Origin of the sequence: Variovorax sp. ZS18.2.2, assembly GCF_024701975.1 — a bacterium.
Taxonomy (GTDB): domain Bacteria; phylum Pseudomonadota; class Gammaproteobacteria; order Burkholderiales; family Burkholderiaceae_C; genus Variovorax.
Genome location: NZ_JANLNM010000001.1, coordinates 1,161,020 through 1,174,482 on the forward strand (window position 1 = coordinate 1,161,020; position 13,463 = coordinate 1,174,482).

Consider the following 13,463-nt stretch of genomic DNA (forward strand, 5'->3'; position numbering starts at 1 on the left):
CCTTGCCTTGCGGCCTTGAAAGAGGGCCGCGCATCCTAAAGCAATCCCCGCCGGGGCCTCTTTCCTAAGTTGCGGCGAGCCCGTTCATGAGCCCGCTGCGCGCGTGGCAGTTGATGTACTCGTAGCTCTGCTCGTCTGCCTTGAGCACCGACACCTCGTGGTACACGCGAAGCTGAAGCTGGAAGTTCAGCGCCTGCACATAGCGCATGAAGCTGCCGAAGATCGCGACATGCGTCGGGTGCGACTCCGCCCAGCGCTCCATGTCGGCGAGCGAGCGCCAGTAGCTCAGGCCGAAGGACTTCTGCAGCGGCGCGCCCTTCGCGTCGAGGTGGTGCATGTAGCGGTTGCTGTAGCAGCCGATGCCCAGGCCCTGGTCGCGCAAGAAATCCATGCCTTCGCGCAGCACCGGCTCCATGTCTTCCAGGTAGAGCGTGCGTTCCTGGCCGGTGGTGTCGGTCCACTCCTGGCCGGAGCGGATCATCGCGATGTTCTCGTGGCCCGCGATGCGCACGCGCTGGCCAGATGCCGGCGTGCCTGCGATGACCGCGCGCGTGCCCGAGGGCGACAGCGCATCGGTCTGCGAGAGCGGAATGCGGTCGCGCATCGAACCCCAGTAGCCGTGCTCCTGCAGCTCGCCGCTGACCTCACCCATCACCACGCCGACGCCCTCGAAGCGGTCCGGCGTGTTGAACATCGTCTCGAAGTGCTCGACGCGCGGCGAGGCGATTTCGCGGAAGTAGCCGAGGCCTTCGTTCAATCGTTCGTTGGAGTGCCACCATGCGTCGATGGCAGGCGTGGCACTCCAGCGCGCGAAGGCTGCGGCGTCGTCCCAGTAGGCGATGGCGACCATGTTGTCGTAGCCATCGGCATCGACGTAGTGCGTGAGGTCGTGATGGCCCGGTCCGTCGGGCTCCGCGAAATCGCGCGCGATCTTCATCAGCGCGGCGCAGGCGCGGCCCTGCATCTCGGGGCCGCGCGACTGCACGCCGAAATAGCCCATCACCACCTGCGTCATCGAGGCCGGCGCGCGGGCCGACCAGACGGGGTAGGGCGGTGTGTAGTCGTCCTCGACGCGGCGGTGCCGCGTACGGGGGCATTTCAGGTGTTCGGCGATGGCGGATTCCATGGCGGGGCTCCGGGCGTCAGGCAGCGAGCTGCAGGCGCGGCTCGGTGCCCGCGGCCACCGCTTCCGGCACGCTGCTCTCGGGCTCGGGCGAGCGCTGCAGCACCACAGGCTCGCGGCGCGTCTTGTTGAGCAGCAGCTGCGTGACGTCGGGTCGCGAGTAGTGGCCGCTCGGATCGGCCGCCGCCTTGGCGAGCGAGATCATGCCGAGGTCGATGTCGGCGATCACCAGGCCTTCCTGGTCTTCGGCCAGTGGCGTGCCGAGCGGCGAGCCGTCCGGCGCATAGATGCGTGCGTAGCCGCCGCCGGTGCGCAGCATCTGTTGCTTGCCGGCATCGGTGCACATCAGCTCGCTCATCGCAGGCGAGACCGTGGCGCACGGCGCGACCACGAAGCACTGGCCCTCGGCTGCGTAGACCTGGCTCGCGGCGTTGTTGACCTCCGGCCCGAGCGCATAGGCCGCGCCGCGGTAGAGCGAGAAGCTGGGCCATGCGCCGCAGTGGATCTGCTCGTTCTGCGCATACATCGCGTATTTGCTGAGCGGCTGCAGGTGCTCCCAGCACGAGAGCGATCCGACATTGCCGATGGCCGTCTCGGCCACGGCGAGGTCGGAGCCGTCGCCTTCGCCGAACACAGTGCGCTCCACGTGCGTGGGCTTGAGCTTGCGGCGCGTCTGCACGGTGTTGCCCTGGTCGTCGATCAGCGCTTGCGCGATGTAGAGGCTGCCCGCGGCCTTCTCGCTGTAGCCGAGCGACACCCAGATGCGGTGCTTGCGCGCCGCGTCCTTGATGCGGTCGAACTCGGCCGAGCCGACCACCAGCGCGTTGTCGTGGTAGCGCTGCACGAACTGCATGCCCCAGGCGGGCGAATCGAGCCAGATCCACCACGGGTAGCCGGGCACCCAGGTCTCGGGAAAGGCGATGAGCTTCACGCCCTGGCCCGCGGCCTGGGCCATGAGGTCGATGGTCTTGTCGATGGTGCCGTCGAGGTCGAGGAACACGGGCGCGGCCTGCACGGCGGCGACGCGGAGCTGGGGGTGAACGGTGGTGGGCATGGCGGGCTTCCGGAGGTGGTGGATGAAACAACTTCGCACACCCCCAAACGCGGGTTTGCGCGGTGGCATGCGGGTTGCTTGAAGCGTAGATTCGCCGCCGCGGAACGCCTTGATCCGAACTGGCGGCGTTCTTGTTCCAGCGTTGCACGCGCTTTCCGGGGACCCCCATGAACCAGTTGCTCAGCACCGATGCCGTGGCGCGCGACCAGCGCCTGGCCTACTGGACCGACATGATCTGCAACGTCTACGTGCAGCTCGGGTGCGACCCGGTGCGGCCGGACGACATCGGCCGCTTCGAAGGCAGCATCCGACAGCACTCGCTGCCGAGCCTCGATGTGTCGGTGGTCAAGTCAGGCGCGCAGAAGGTCATGCGCACAAGCGGGCACATCGCGCGCTCGGGCGACGACTACTTCCTCGTGAGCATCCAGGCGCAGGGGCGTGGCGTGGTGCGCCAGGACGGGCGCGATGCGGTGCTCTCGGCCGGCGACTTCGCGCTGTACGACAGCACGCGGCCCTACCAGCTGCTCTTCGACGACAAGTTCGAGCAGATCGTGCTCAAGCTGCCCGGCGAGCGCCTGCGCAGCGAACTGCGCGACACCGAGGCGCTGACGGCGACCACGGTGTCGGGCAAGGAGGGCGCGGGGCATCTCTTGCTCGGCATGATCCGCACGCTGCGCGAAGACATCGACACGCTGCAGCCCGCATCGGCGCTGGCCGTCGCCAACGGCGTGCAGAGCATCCTCGTGGCAGGCCTGCAGACGCTGCCGGCGGCGCGTGCGCCCTCGCTGAGCAACCTCACGGCGTACCACCTCGCGCGCGTGAAGCGGTGCATCGACGAGCAACTGGCCGATCCTTCGCTGTCAGTCGGCAGCATCGCGGCTTCGCTCGGGGTGTCGGCGAGCCACGTCCATCGCGTGTTCAAGAGCGAGCCGCTGACGCCCTCGCAGTACATCTGGGAACGCAGGCTCGATGCCTGCAGCCGCGACCTGCTGGAGCCGCGGCTTGCGGGCAAGCCGGTAGGGGAGATCGCGTATGGGCGCGGTTTCAACGATGCGGCGCATTTCAGCCGCGCATTCCGCGAGAGATTCGGCTGCTCGCCGCGCGAGTGGCGGCAGCAGCGGGTGCAGTAGCGCTTACTGGACGAGAAGGACCGAGATGTCGGTCTCGCCGATCACCTTGGTGGCCACCGAGCCCATCAGCGCGCGTCCGAAGAGGCCATGGCCGTGGGTGCCGAGCACGATCAGCTCGGCTTGCGCGGCGGCGGCCGACTTGAGGATTTCCTCGGCCGCATGCCCGTGGCGCTTGTCGATCGTGTAGTTGCCGATGCCCTTTTCGGAGAGGAGCGCCTTCACCGGATCGAGCACCTTGGCGCTCTCCTCGGCGTAGTACTCCGCCACGATCTCCTTGGTGAGGTGCCGCGTCACATGGCCCGAGATGCCGGTGCACACGTTGACAACCACGAGTTCGTGTCCGTCCACGAACATCGTGCGATTGGCGACCAGGTAGTCCAGCGCCTTGCGGGTGTAGGCGCTGCCGTCGACGGCGATGAGGATTTTCATGAAACCGTTATACGGCTGCGCCTGGCGCATCGCAACGGGTCACACCCCAGACCATGGGGCCTTTACTTCAGCCTTGAAGGCCCTTCCAGAGCATGTAGGCGGCCAGCAGGTACAGGATGCTCGCGAACACGCGCTTGAGCTTCTTCACGGGCAGCGTGTGCGCGGCCTTGGCGCCCAGCGGCGCGGTGAACACACTGCAGACGGCAATCACCACCAGCGCCGGCAGCCAGATGTAGCCGAAGGAGCCCGCGGGCAGGCCCTGCACCGACTGTCCGCTGATCGCATAGCCCATCACGTTGGCCACCGCGATGGGAAAGCCCAGCGCAGCGCTGGTGGCCACCGCGTTGTGGATCGAGATGTTGCACCACGTCATGAACGGCACGCTGATGAAGCCGCCGCCCGCGCCCACCAGGCCCGAGATGAAGCCGATCACCCCGCCGGCCGCAAGCTGGCCGCCGGTGCCCGGCATCTGGCGCGTGGGCTTGGGCTTCCTGTCGAGGAACATCTGCGTGGCCGAGAAGCCCACGAAGAGCGCGAAGAAGATGGCCAGGGCCGTGCCCTTGAGCAGCGCGAACACGCCCAGGCTCCCGGCCAGGCTGCCGATCACGATGCCGGGCGCGAGGCGCTTGACGATGTCCCAGCGCACCGCGCCGCGCTTGTGGTGCGCGCGCACGCTGGAGACCGAGGTGAAGATGATCGTGGCCATCGAGGTGGCGATCGCCATCTTCACCGCGAGGTCGGACGACACGCCGCGGTGACCCATGATGATCGTGATGAACGGCACCATCAGCATGCCGCCGCCGATGCCCAGGAGGCCTGCGAGAAAGCCGGTGCCCAGGCCGAGCGCGGCCAGTTCAAGAATCAGGAGGGGGTCGAGGAATTCGGTCACGCTGCGGGTCTTCGGACAAAGCAACGGCCCCGAGCAGTGTGTGCTGGGGGCCGTGCCGATGGAAAAAGGTGTCTGCAAGTGGGCGCCGAACCCGCATCCTGAACCAGGGTTCAGGTGGGCGAGGGCAGCAAGACTTCGGGTTCATCTGACGCGAGATGATCACGCCCGTCAAGCGATGTACCAAGCCCGGCTCCGGAGAGCATTGGAACAAGGAAATATTAAGCCCGACGCGCACCGCAGACAGTTCGGATTTTACGCTCCGTATGAGTCCATGGTGTTCATTCAGAGCAAATGACCATCGCCGGCCAGCGCCTGATCGAGCTTTTGAATGAGCTGGGCCGCCTTGGCATCGACTTCTCCGGGCTCAGCCGTGGTAGGCGCGGGCGCCGCGGCAGGCGCCGCAACTGCAGCCGCCTGCTGCGCCGCGAGGTCGAAGGCCAGGTTCAATGAAGCCAGCACCGCGATGCGATCGCGCGCCTTGACTTTTCCCGCATCGCGGATCTTGCACATGGCGGCATCCACGCGTTCGACCGCGTCGCGCAACTGCGGCTCGCCGCCGTCGGGACAGCCGAGCAAATAGCTCTGGCCCATGATCTGTACTTCTATCTGCTTCATGCGGTGGAGTCTTCGGGAGGTGGTTCAGCCGGCAGCCGCTCGAGCAGTGCATCCAGGCGCGTGCGTGCCGCGGCGAGTCGCGACTTGAGCCCGTCGCGTTCGCGCACGAGCGCATCGACCTGTTCCTGGAGCAGCGCATTGGTGCGCTGTACCTCTTCGTGACGCACGAGCAAGCGTTCCACACGCTCGGCGATCTGATCGATGGGGCTGGAGGCGGGCATGGTTGGCGATTGTAGTTTCCCGGGGAATGGGGCCCGCCGGCAGGGCGCGCGGTGCCTTGTCTGGCATGGATTCTGCTGCCTTCGCAGTGGCCTTTCAAACATTTATAGCCACCTCATGACCACGAAGAACAACACTCTATTCAGTCGGCGTGATCTGCTCACGCTCATCGGCAAGACCGCCGGCGGCGGCGCGATGTACCAGGCGATGACTTCTCTCGGTTTCGCTGCCGAGTCCAACTACAGCGGCCCTCCGAAACTCGATGGTGCAAAGAAGGGCGCTTCGGTGCTGGTTCTTGGTGCAGGTCTGGCCGGCATGGCCGCTGCACTCGAGCTGCGCGCCGCGGGCTACTCGGTGAAGGTGCTCGAGTTCAGCAACCGTGCAGGCGGCCGCTGCTGGACGCTGCGCGGCGGCGACACCTTCACCGAACTCGGTGGCGCGGTGCAGCAGTGCGGTTTCGCGAAGGGCGAGTACTTCAATCCCGGTCCGTGGCGCATACCTTTTCATCACCACGCGGTGCTCGGCTACTGCAAGCGGCTGGGCGTTGCGCTCGAGCCTTTCATTCAAGTCAACTACAACGCGCTCGTGCATTCGACCAAGGCCTATGGCGGCAAGCCGCAGCGCTATCGCCATGTGCAGGCCGACTACCAGGGCTATGTGGCCGAGTTGCTCGGCAAGGCGACGCAGCAGGGCAACCTCGATGCGGCCCTGACGAAAGAAGACAAGGAAAAACTGCTCGAGGGCCTGCGCCGCTGGGGCGCGCTCGATACGCAGTTCCGCTACCGCGAAGGCACCATCAGCAGCGACCGCCGCGGCTACGAAGTCGATGCGGGCGGCGGCCTCATGCCGCTGGCCAAGCCCTCGAAGCCGCTCGACATGAGCGAGCTGCTGCAATCAAGCCTTTGGCGTTACATCGCAAGCGGACAAGACTACGAATTCCAGAGCGCGATCTTCCAGCCCGTGGGCGGCATGGACATGATCGCCAAGGCTTTCCAGAAAGAAGTCGGCAGCCTCATCCGCTACGGTGCGAAGGTCACGAAGATCGAGCAGAACGACCGCGGCGTCACTGTCACTTACACCGACGAAGCCAAGGGCGGCGCGGTCACGCAGGCCAAGGCCGACTGGTGTTTGTGCACCATTCCGCTGTCGGTGTTGAGCCAGATCGACATCCAGGTCGGCGCCCCGATGCAGGAGGCGATCAACGCCGTGCCCTATGGCGCATCGGTGAAAGTGGGCCTGCAGTTCAAGCGCCGCTTCTGGGAAGAAGACGAGCACATCTACGGCGGCATCAGCTACACGGACCTCCCGATCTCGCGCATCTCGTACCCCTCGACACGCTACGGCGCCAAGGGCAAGGCCGTAGTGCTCGGCGCCTACGTGTTCGACGGCCCGAACTCCTACGAATTCACCGCGATGGCACCCGAGGAGCGCGTGCGCCGCGCGGTCGAGTTCGGCACGCAACTGCACCCGCAGTACGCACGCGAATTCGACAACGGCATCTCGGTCGGCTGGCACCGCGTGCCGGGCTCGCACGGCTGCTACGGCATGTGGACCGACGAGACGCGCCAGAAGCACTACAAGAACCTGTGCCAGGTCGACGGGCGCATCGCGCTCGCGGGCGAACACGCTTCCTACATTCCGGCCTGGCAGGAGGGCGCGCTGCTCTCGTCGCTCGACGCCATCCAGCGGCTGCACGCCCGCGCCGTCGCCGCGTAACGGCCGAGTGAAGGACACACCCACCATGAACAACAGCAACCCCACGACCTTCCAGCGCGCACTGCTCGGCCTTTCGTTCGGCGCCATCGCCGCGATGAGCGGCCAAGCTTTTGCGCAATCGCCCGAGCCCACGTTCTCCGTCGGCCCCCGGTTCCAGGAGAGCTCGGGCGAGTCGATCTACCGCGCCACCTGCCAGGGCTGCCACATGGCGCAGGGGCAGGGCGCGAAGGGCGCGGGCGCCTACCCGCCGCTCGCATCGAATCCGCGGCTCGCGAGCGCGGAGTACCCGCTCTACGTGGTCATCAACGGCCAGAAGGGCATGCCCGCCTTCGGCAAGATGCTGAGCGACGAGCAGATCGCCGCGGTGGTCGGCTATACGCGCACGCATTTCGGCAACCAGTACGCGGATGCCATTCCCGCGGAGAGCGTCAAGAAGCTGCGGCCTTGACTTCATCGCGACATCCGGCAGATCCTTCCTTGATTCATCCACCCAGCAGAGAGACAACACGCATGACCATGACCCTTATCACCCAGACGAAGAAACTGGCGCTCGCCGCCGCCCTGTTCGCAGCCGCTTGCGGTGCTGCACATGCGGCCGACGAAATCATTCGCCACCGCATTCCGAACTCCACCTTCCCGATCGCGGCGGCAGTGGAAGTTCCTTCTTCGTTCACCAATGTCTACCTCTCGGGCCAGGTGCCGCCGCTGCAGGATCCGGCCGCGCCCAAGAACACCGTCGCTGCGTATGGCGGCGATACCAAGGGCCAGACCGTCGGCGTGCTCAAGGCCATCGAGAAGAGCCTCACGGGCCTTGGTCTCACGATGGGCGACGTGGTGAAGATGCAGGTGTTCCTGGTGGGCGACCCGGCCAAGGACAACAAGATGGACTTCGCCGGCTTCATGGAGGGCTACACCCAGTTCTTCGGCACCACCGCGCAGCCCAAGCTGCCGGTGCGCTCGACGATGCAGGTGGCCGCACTGGCCAACCCGGCCTACCTGGTCGAGATCGAGGTGATGGCGGTCCGTCCGGCCAAATCGAAGTAGCCCCGCCAACGACCAGAGTGGCACAGCAGCCACAACTTTCGACTTAGCCGAACCGCCCCAGGGCCTAAAATCCCGCCCGTTGGTGCTCGCGCCGTGGTTCACACGGCGCAGTTCAACGGGAAGCAGGAGTGAACGCCCCGAGAGATCCGGAAACCCGGACATCGGACCAAGGCCGAAGCCGCCTGCGCTGCCCCCGCAACGGTCAAGCAGACGGCGCCGCAAGGCGCCACCCCTTTCCATCCAGCCACTGGGCGCCCTGAAACAGGCGCCTGGGAAGGCGACAGGGGCCGTTCTGCCAGCCCGGATACCGGCCAACAAGGCGGCTGCCGCATGCATGAACGAATAGAACCGGTTCATGCCCGCGGCGGTCATTGCGCCCAGGGCGCCGGCGGGGAGGCCGGCCAGGGGCATTGACGTTCGTTCGGCTCACTCATGATTTCCTGCGTTATTCATTCCCGCGCTGCTCGCGGTCGCGCGCCTGCGCCCATCCGCCATCGCGGCCTTGCCTGCCTGCCGCTCGCGCTGGCCTCGGCCTTCGGCGGCCTTGCACTGTTCCAACTGCCCACCCTGGCGAATGCGCAGGAAAAAGCAGCAGCCACGCTGGGCGAAACGGTGGTCACGGCCAACCGCACGCCGCAGCCGCTGTCGGACCTGGTGGGCGACGTGTCCATCATCGATCGCCAAACCATCGAGCGCAGCGGCGCGACCGGCGTGGCCGACGTGCTGGCGCGCCAGCCCGGCATCGAGATCACGCGCAACGGCGGCGTGGGCAACACCACCAGCCTGTACATCCGCGGGGCCGAGACGCGCTTCACGGCCGTCTACCTCGACGGCGTGCGCATCGACTCGCAATCGACCGGCGGTGCCGGCTGGGAAGGCATTCCGCTCGCGCAGATCGACCGCATCGAAGTGCTGCGCGGCCCGGCCGCCGCGGTGTATGGCTCGGACGCCATCGGCGGCGTGATCCAGCTCTTCACCAAGCGCGGCGAAGAGGGCGTGTCGCCTTATGCGGGCATCGGCTTCGGCAGCCATGGCCTGCGCAAGATCGAAGGCGGCGTGAGCGGCAAGTCGGGCCTGTTCGACTATTCGTTTGGCGTCGCGCATGAAGAGAGCAAGGGCTTCAATGTGCAGCCTGCCGACAAGCGCACGCCCTCGAAGGACGGCTTCACCAGCCCCGACCGCGATGGCTACCGCAGCACTTCGGGCAACCTGAAGCTGGGCTTCCAGATCACGCCCGACCAGCGCATCGACGCCACCTTGCTCCAGAGCAACATCGAAGCCGGCTACGACAACGCGGTCAGCTTCAGGACCAGGCCGCCGATCCTCTTCAGGAACGACGTCTCGAACAACACGCTGCGCACCGCCGGCCTCACCTGGTCGGCCAAGTGGAACGACATCTACAGCACCCGCGTGCAGGTGACCGACTCGCAATCGGTCTACAAGACGCAGCCTTCGTTCTACCGCACCGAAACCAACCTGCGCGGCTACCTGTTCCAGAACGAATTCCGCTTCGGCCCGCACCTGGTGACGGCCACGCTGGAACGCCGTGAAGACGCGCTGGAAAACGCACCTACCACCTCGGCCAAGCTGCTCTCGCAAGACCGCTCGCAGAACGCGCTGGCGCTCGGCTACGGCTTCGTGCAGGGCCCCCATTCGCTGCAACTGCATGTGCGCCGCGACAAGGACAGCGAGTTCGGCGGCAAGACCACCGGCAGCGCCGCCTACGGCTTCGCCATCCTGCCGTCGCTGCGCTTCACCGCATCGGCCGGCACAGCCTTCCGCGTGCCGACGCTGTATCAGCGCTTCAGCGAATACGGCGTGGCGACGCTCCGGCCCGAAGACAGCCGCAACGTCGAACTGGGCCTGAACTACGCCAAGGACGGCACCACCGCCGGCATCGTGGTCTACCGCAACCGTGTGCGCAACATGATCGACTTCGTGGGCACCGCCACCGGCTGCGCCTCGTCGTTCGGCTGCTACACCAACGTGAAGCGCGCCACCCTGCAGGGCGCCACGCTGTCGGCCAGCCAGCGCATTGGCGACGTCACGCTGCGCGCCTCGTTCGACGTGCAGGACCCCAAGGACGCCGAAACCGGCAACCTGCTCGCACGCCGCGCCAAGCGCCACGGCACGCTGGGCGCCGACTGGCGCGTGGCAGGCTGGACGCTGGGCGCCGAAGTGCAGGCCTCGAGCCAGCGCTACGACGACTCGGCCAACAAGGTCAAGCTCGGCGGCTACACGCTGCTGAACCTGTCGGCCAGTACGCAGATCACACGGGACCTGAACCTCGTGGCCCGCATCGACAATGTGGGCGACAAGGACTACCAGTACGCACGCCTCTACGCCAACGGGGGCCGCAGCGCCTACCTCGGCCTCAAGTGGACACCGCAGTAAACGACCTCTCGCCACGACACGACGGCACCGCAGCCACCTGTGCCGCGGTGCTGATCGCCGCGCCCGCCTCCGGGCAGGGCAAGACCACGGTGGCCGCCGCGCTCGCGCGGCTGCATGCGCGCGAGGGCCGGCGGGTGCGGGCCTTCAAGTGCGGGCCGGACTTTCTCGATCCGCACTGGCTGGCGCTCGCCACCGGCGCGCCGGTGCATTCGCTCGACCTGTGGATGACGGGCGAAGCCGATTGCCGGGCGCGCTTGCATGCCGCGGCGGCCGAGGCCGATCTGGTGATCGTCGAAGGCGTGATGGGTTTGTTCGACGGCACGCCGAGCGCGGCCGATCTGGCCGAGCGCTTCGGCCTGCCGGTGCTGGCCGTGATCGACGCGCGTGCGATGGCGGGCACCTTCGGGGCGCTGGCCTATGGATTGCAGAACTTCAAGCCCGGCCTGCCGTGGGCCGGCGTGCTGGCCAATCGCGTGGCGAGCGAGCGGCACGCGGGCATGCTGAAGGACGCGCTGCGCGAACCCTCGCAATGGATGGGCGCCTTGCCGCGCGATGCGAGGTTCGCGTTGCCCGAGCGGCACCTGGGACTCGTCGGCGTGAGTGAACTCGACGACGCGATGGCGCGGCTCGATGCAGCCGCCGATGTGCTGACTGAAACGCCGCTGGGCCAATTGCCGGTCTCGCAGTTGCCGCAGGTGCGCTTCGATGCGGCCACGGCGCAAGGCGCGCCCACGACGCAACTGCTGGCGGGCCGCACGATCGCCATTGCGCGCGACGCAGCCTTCTCCTTCATTTATCCCGCCAACCTCGATGTGCTCGCGGCACTCGGTGCGCGGCTTTCATTTTTCTCGCCGCTGGCGGGCGATGCACTGCCGGTCTGCGATGCCGTCTGGCTCCCGGGCGGCTATCCCGAGCTGTATGCCGAAGCCCTGTCGGCGAACGAATCGATGCGTGCCTCCCTGACTGCGCATGCCGCCGCAGGCAAGCCCGTGTGGGCCGAGTGCGGCGGCATGATGGCGCTGTTCGATGAACTGGCCGTGCACACCGATGCGGAGCCGCAGCAGGTCCATCGCGTGTGGGGTTTGCTCCCCGGCCGCGTGACCATGCAGAAGCGCCTCGCGGGCCTCGGACCGCAACAGCTTCGACTTGGAAGCCACACCCTGCGCGGCCACACGTTCCACTATTCGAGCTGCGAAACGCCGCTCGTTCCTTCCGCCCATACCGCCCGGCCCGGCGCCACGCAGGCCGTCGGTGCGCGCGGCGGCGAGGCTTTCTATGTGCATGGCCCGGTGCGGGCCAGCTATTTCCACGCATGGTTCGCTTCCAGCCCGGAGGCCACGGCGCGGCTCTTCGGCGCCATGCCGATCGAGCTGGGCAACGACGCAGCAAAGGAAGAGGTCGATGACCGTTGAGCACGAATTCATCCTCGGTGGGCAAAAGAGCGGCAAGTCGCGCCGCGCCGAGCAGCGCGCCATCGACTGGCTGGCCGCCGCGCCCGGCACCCACCGCGCCGTGCTGATCGCCACCGCCCAGGCCTACGACGACGAGATGCAGGAGCGCATCGTCCGCCACCAGGCCGACCGCGCCGAGCGCGTGCCCGGCATGCGAACCATCGAGGAGCCGGTCGAGCTCGCGCGCGCCATCGTCACGCAGAGCGCGCCCGAGACGCTGGTGGTGGTCGACTGCCTCACGCTCTGGCTCACCAACCTGCTGATGCCGATGCGCTCCGAAGCCGCGCGGCCGGTGACGCGCACCCCTGCGGCGCACGCCACCATGCTGAAGATCGCGCTGCGCGAGGCGCGCGGACCGGTGGTGCTGGTCGGCAACGAGATCGGCCTGGGCGTGATTCCGCTCGGCCGCGAGACGCGCGCCTTCGTCGATGCGCTGGGCCGCCTGAACCAGGACGTGGCCGCCGCCTGCAGCCGCGTGACGCTGATGGCGGCCGGCCTGCCGCTGAGCCTGAAGGCGCCCGCCTGATGAAGATGAACCGGATTCCCTCGCTATTGGCCGCCATCGGCCTGTCTCTGTGCGCGCTCGCCGCGCACGCCTTCGATGTGGTCGACGAACGCGGCACCACCGTGAGCCTGCCGCAGCCGCCGCAGCGCATCGTCTCGCTCCTGCCATCGCTCACCGAATCCGTCTGCGCGCTCGGCGCCTGCGAGCGGTTAGTGGGTGTCGACAACTATTCCAACTCGCCCGCCGCGGTGCGCGCCTTGCCGCAGATGGGCGGCGGCATCGACCCCAACGTGGAAGCCATCGTCGCGCTCAGGCCCGATGCGGTGCTGCTGGCCAAATCGTCGCGCGTCACGCAGCGGCTCGAGGCGCTGGGCCTCAAGGTGCTGGTGCTCGAACCCAAGAGCCATGCCGATGTGCAGCGCGTGCTCGACAAGCTCGACCAGGTGCTCGGCACGCACGAGGCGCCGCGCGTCTGGCGCGTGATCGATGCCAGCGTGTCGGCGGCGGCGCAGTCGGTGCCTGCGAGCGCGAAGGGCAAGCGCGTGTACTTCGAGGTCAACAGCACGCCCTATGCGGCGGGCGAGTCGTCGTTCATCGGCGAGACGCTCACGCGGCTGGGCATGAAGAACATCGTGCCCGCGAAGCTCGGGCCGTTTCCCAAGCTCAACCCCGAGTACGTGGTGCGTGCGAATCCCGACCTCATCATGGTCAGCGTGCGCAGCGCGCAGGGGCTGGAGCAACGGCCCGGCTGGGGCGGCATCCGCGCGGTGCGCGAAGGCCGCATCTGCCGTTTCGATGCGCTGCAATCCGACGTGCTCGTGCGCCCCGGCCCACGCATGGACGAAGCGGCACGCTTGATGGCGCAATGCCTGGTGGACAAGGGCAAGTGAACGC

14 protein-coding genes and 1 riboswitch are annotated in these 13,463 nt (G+C 67.2%); of the genes, 8 read left to right on the plus strand and 6 right to left on the minus strand.

The genetic code is table 11. From position 1 onward, the window contains the following. Positions 1-64: 64 nt before the first annotated feature. Positions 65-1,126 (minus strand): phenylacetaldoxime dehydratase family protein, encoded by a 1,062-nt coding sequence (locus tag NU688_RS05520; RefSeq protein ID WP_257859517.1) that lies wholly within the window; start codon positions 1,124-1,126, stop codon positions 65-67. 16 nt (positions 1,127-1,142) lie between these two features. Next, positions 1,143-2,177 carry a carbon-nitrogen hydrolase family protein gene (locus NU688_RS05525; protein WP_257859518.1) on the minus strand — a complete coding sequence of 345 codons (1,035 nt, stop codon included), beginning with the start codon at positions 2,175-2,177 and terminating at the stop codon, positions 1,143-1,145. A gap of 167 nt (positions 2,178-2,344) precedes the next feature. Here NU688_RS05525 and NU688_RS05530 point away from each other — a divergent pair, with 167 nt between their 5' ends. Then, the gene (locus NU688_RS05530; protein ID WP_257859519.1) at positions 2,345-3,307 is read left to right on the plus strand and encodes a helix-turn-helix domain-containing protein; all 963 of its coding nucleotides are present in this window, start codon (positions 2,345-2,347) and stop codon (positions 3,305-3,307) included. Between the two features lie 3 nt (positions 3,308-3,310). On the opposite strand, the gene NU688_RS05535 is transcribed toward NU688_RS05530, so the two are convergent. The 4 genes from NU688_RS05535 to NU688_RS05550 all read right to left on the minus strand — a co-directional run bounded on the left by NU688_RS05535 (position 3,311) and on the right by NU688_RS05550 (position 5,461). Beyond that, positions 3,311-3,736, minus strand: coding sequence for a universal stress protein (locus tag NU688_RS05535; RefSeq protein WP_257859520.1), 426 nt, complete (start codon positions 3,734-3,736; stop codon positions 3,311-3,313). 67 nt (positions 3,737-3,803) lie between these two features. Beyond that, positions 3,804-4,625 carry a sulfite exporter TauE/SafE family protein gene (locus tag NU688_RS05540; protein WP_257859521.1) on the minus strand — a complete coding sequence of 274 codons (822 nt, stop codon included), beginning with the start codon at positions 4,623-4,625 and terminating at the stop codon, positions 3,804-3,806. Between the two features lie 282 nt (positions 4,626-4,907). After that, the gene (locus tag NU688_RS05545) at positions 4,908-5,240 is read right to left on the minus strand and encodes a cell division protein ZapA (RefSeq protein ID WP_257859522.1); all 333 of its coding nucleotides are present in this window, start codon (positions 5,238-5,240) and stop codon (positions 4,908-4,910) included. Continuing rightward, positions 5,237-5,461: a hypothetical protein gene (locus tag NU688_RS05550; protein ID WP_013541792.1), complete on the minus strand. Its 225-nt coding sequence runs from the start codon at positions 5,459-5,461 to the stop codon at positions 5,237-5,239. Before NU688_RS05550 ends, NU688_RS05545 begins: the two co-directional genes overlap by 4 nt. Positions 5,462-5,576: 115 nt before the next feature. Between NU688_RS05550 and NU688_RS05555 the strand changes: the two genes are divergently transcribed. The 7 genes from NU688_RS05555 to NU688_RS05585 all read left to right on the plus strand — a co-directional run bounded on the left by NU688_RS05555 (position 5,577) and on the right by NU688_RS05585 (position 13,459). After that, a complete protein-coding gene (locus NU688_RS05555; protein WP_257859523.1) occupies positions 5,577-7,175 on the plus strand; it encodes a flavin monoamine oxidase family protein in 1,599 nt (532 codons plus the stop codon). Positions 7,176-7,200: 25 nt separating this feature from the next. Continuing rightward, complete coding sequence (locus tag NU688_RS05560) at positions 7,201-7,623, plus strand: cytochrome c (protein WP_257859524.1); 423 nt, start codon at positions 7,201-7,203, stop codon at positions 7,621-7,623. 62 nt (positions 7,624-7,685) lie between these two features. Beyond that, the gene (locus tag NU688_RS05565; protein ID WP_374684618.1) at positions 7,686-8,219 is read left to right on the plus strand and encodes a RidA family protein; all 534 of its coding nucleotides are present in this window, start codon (positions 7,686-7,688) and stop codon (positions 8,217-8,219) included. A 63-nt stretch (positions 8,220-8,282) separates the two neighbouring features. Further along, positions 8,283-8,550: riboswitch (cobalamin riboswitch) on the plus strand. A gap of 101 nt (positions 8,551-8,651) precedes the next feature. Then, a complete protein-coding gene (locus NU688_RS05570; RefSeq protein WP_257859525.1) occupies positions 8,652-10,613 on the plus strand; it encodes a TonB-dependent receptor domain-containing protein in 1,962 nt (653 codons plus the stop codon). Beyond that, entirely contained in the window at positions 10,598-12,025 is a 1,428-nt protein-coding gene (locus NU688_RS05575; protein ID WP_257859526.1) for a cobyrinate a,c-diamide synthase, read from the plus strand. Before NU688_RS05570 ends, NU688_RS05575 begins: the two co-directional genes overlap by 16 nt. Beyond that, positions 12,015-12,590, plus strand: coding sequence for a bifunctional adenosylcobinamide kinase/adenosylcobinamide-phosphate guanylyltransferase (locus tag NU688_RS05580; RefSeq protein WP_257859527.1), 576 nt, complete (start codon positions 12,015-12,017; stop codon positions 12,588-12,590). Before NU688_RS05575 ends, NU688_RS05580 begins: the two co-directional genes overlap by 11 nt. Beyond that, positions 12,590-13,459 carry an ABC transporter substrate-binding protein gene (locus tag NU688_RS05585; RefSeq protein ID WP_257859528.1) on the plus strand — a complete coding sequence of 290 codons (870 nt, stop codon included), beginning with the start codon at positions 12,590-12,592 and terminating at the stop codon, positions 13,457-13,459. The genes NU688_RS05580 and NU688_RS05585 overlap by 1 nt, the downstream gene beginning before the upstream one ends. Positions 13,460-13,463: the final 4 nt, after the last annotated feature.

Bases quoted from the DNA above. Each gene is read 5' to 3' on its own strand.
- NU688_RS05545 (WP_257859522.1), bottom strand. From the start codon at position 5,240: ATGAAGCAGATAGAAGTACAGATCATGGGCCAGAGCTATTTGCTCGGC.
- NU688_RS05550 (WP_013541792.1), bottom strand. From the start codon at position 5,461: ATGCCCGCCTCCAGCCCCATCGATCAGATCGCCGAGCGTGTGGAACGC.
- NU688_RS05565 (WP_374684618.1), top strand. From the start codon at position 7,686: ATGACCATGACCCTTATCACCCAGACGAAGAAACTGGCGCTCGCCGCC.
- NU688_RS05585 (WP_257859528.1), top strand. From the start codon at position 12,590: ATGAAGATGAACCGGATTCCCTCGCTATTGGCCGCCATCGGCCTGTCT.
- NU688_RS05570 (WP_257859525.1), top strand. From the start codon at position 8,652: ATGATTTCCTGCGTTATTCATTCCCGCGCTGCTCGCGGTCGCGCGCCT.
- NU688_RS05580 (WP_257859527.1), top strand. From the start codon at position 12,015: ATGACCGTTGAGCACGAATTCATCCTCGGTGGGCAAAAGAGCGGCAAG.
- NU688_RS05530 (WP_257859519.1), top strand. From the start codon at position 2,345: ATGAACCAGTTGCTCAGCACCGATGCCGTGGCGCGCGACCAGCGCCTG.
- NU688_RS05560 (WP_257859524.1), top strand. From the start codon at position 7,201: ATGAACAACAGCAACCCCACGACCTTCCAGCGCGCACTGCTCGGCCTT.
- NU688_RS05535 (WP_257859520.1), bottom strand. From the start codon at position 3,736: ATGAAAATCCTCATCGCCGTCGACGGCAGCGCCTACACCCGCAAGGCG.
- NU688_RS05520 (WP_257859517.1), bottom strand. From the start codon at position 1,126: ATGGAATCCGCCATCGCCGAACACCTGAAATGCCCCCGTACGCGGCAC.
- NU688_RS05525 (WP_257859518.1), bottom strand. From the start codon at position 2,177: ATGCCCACCACCGTTCACCCCCAGCTCCGCGTCGCCGCCGTGCAGGCC.
- NU688_RS05555 (WP_257859523.1), top strand. From the start codon at position 5,577: ATGACCACGAAGAACAACACTCTATTCAGTCGGCGTGATCTGCTCACG.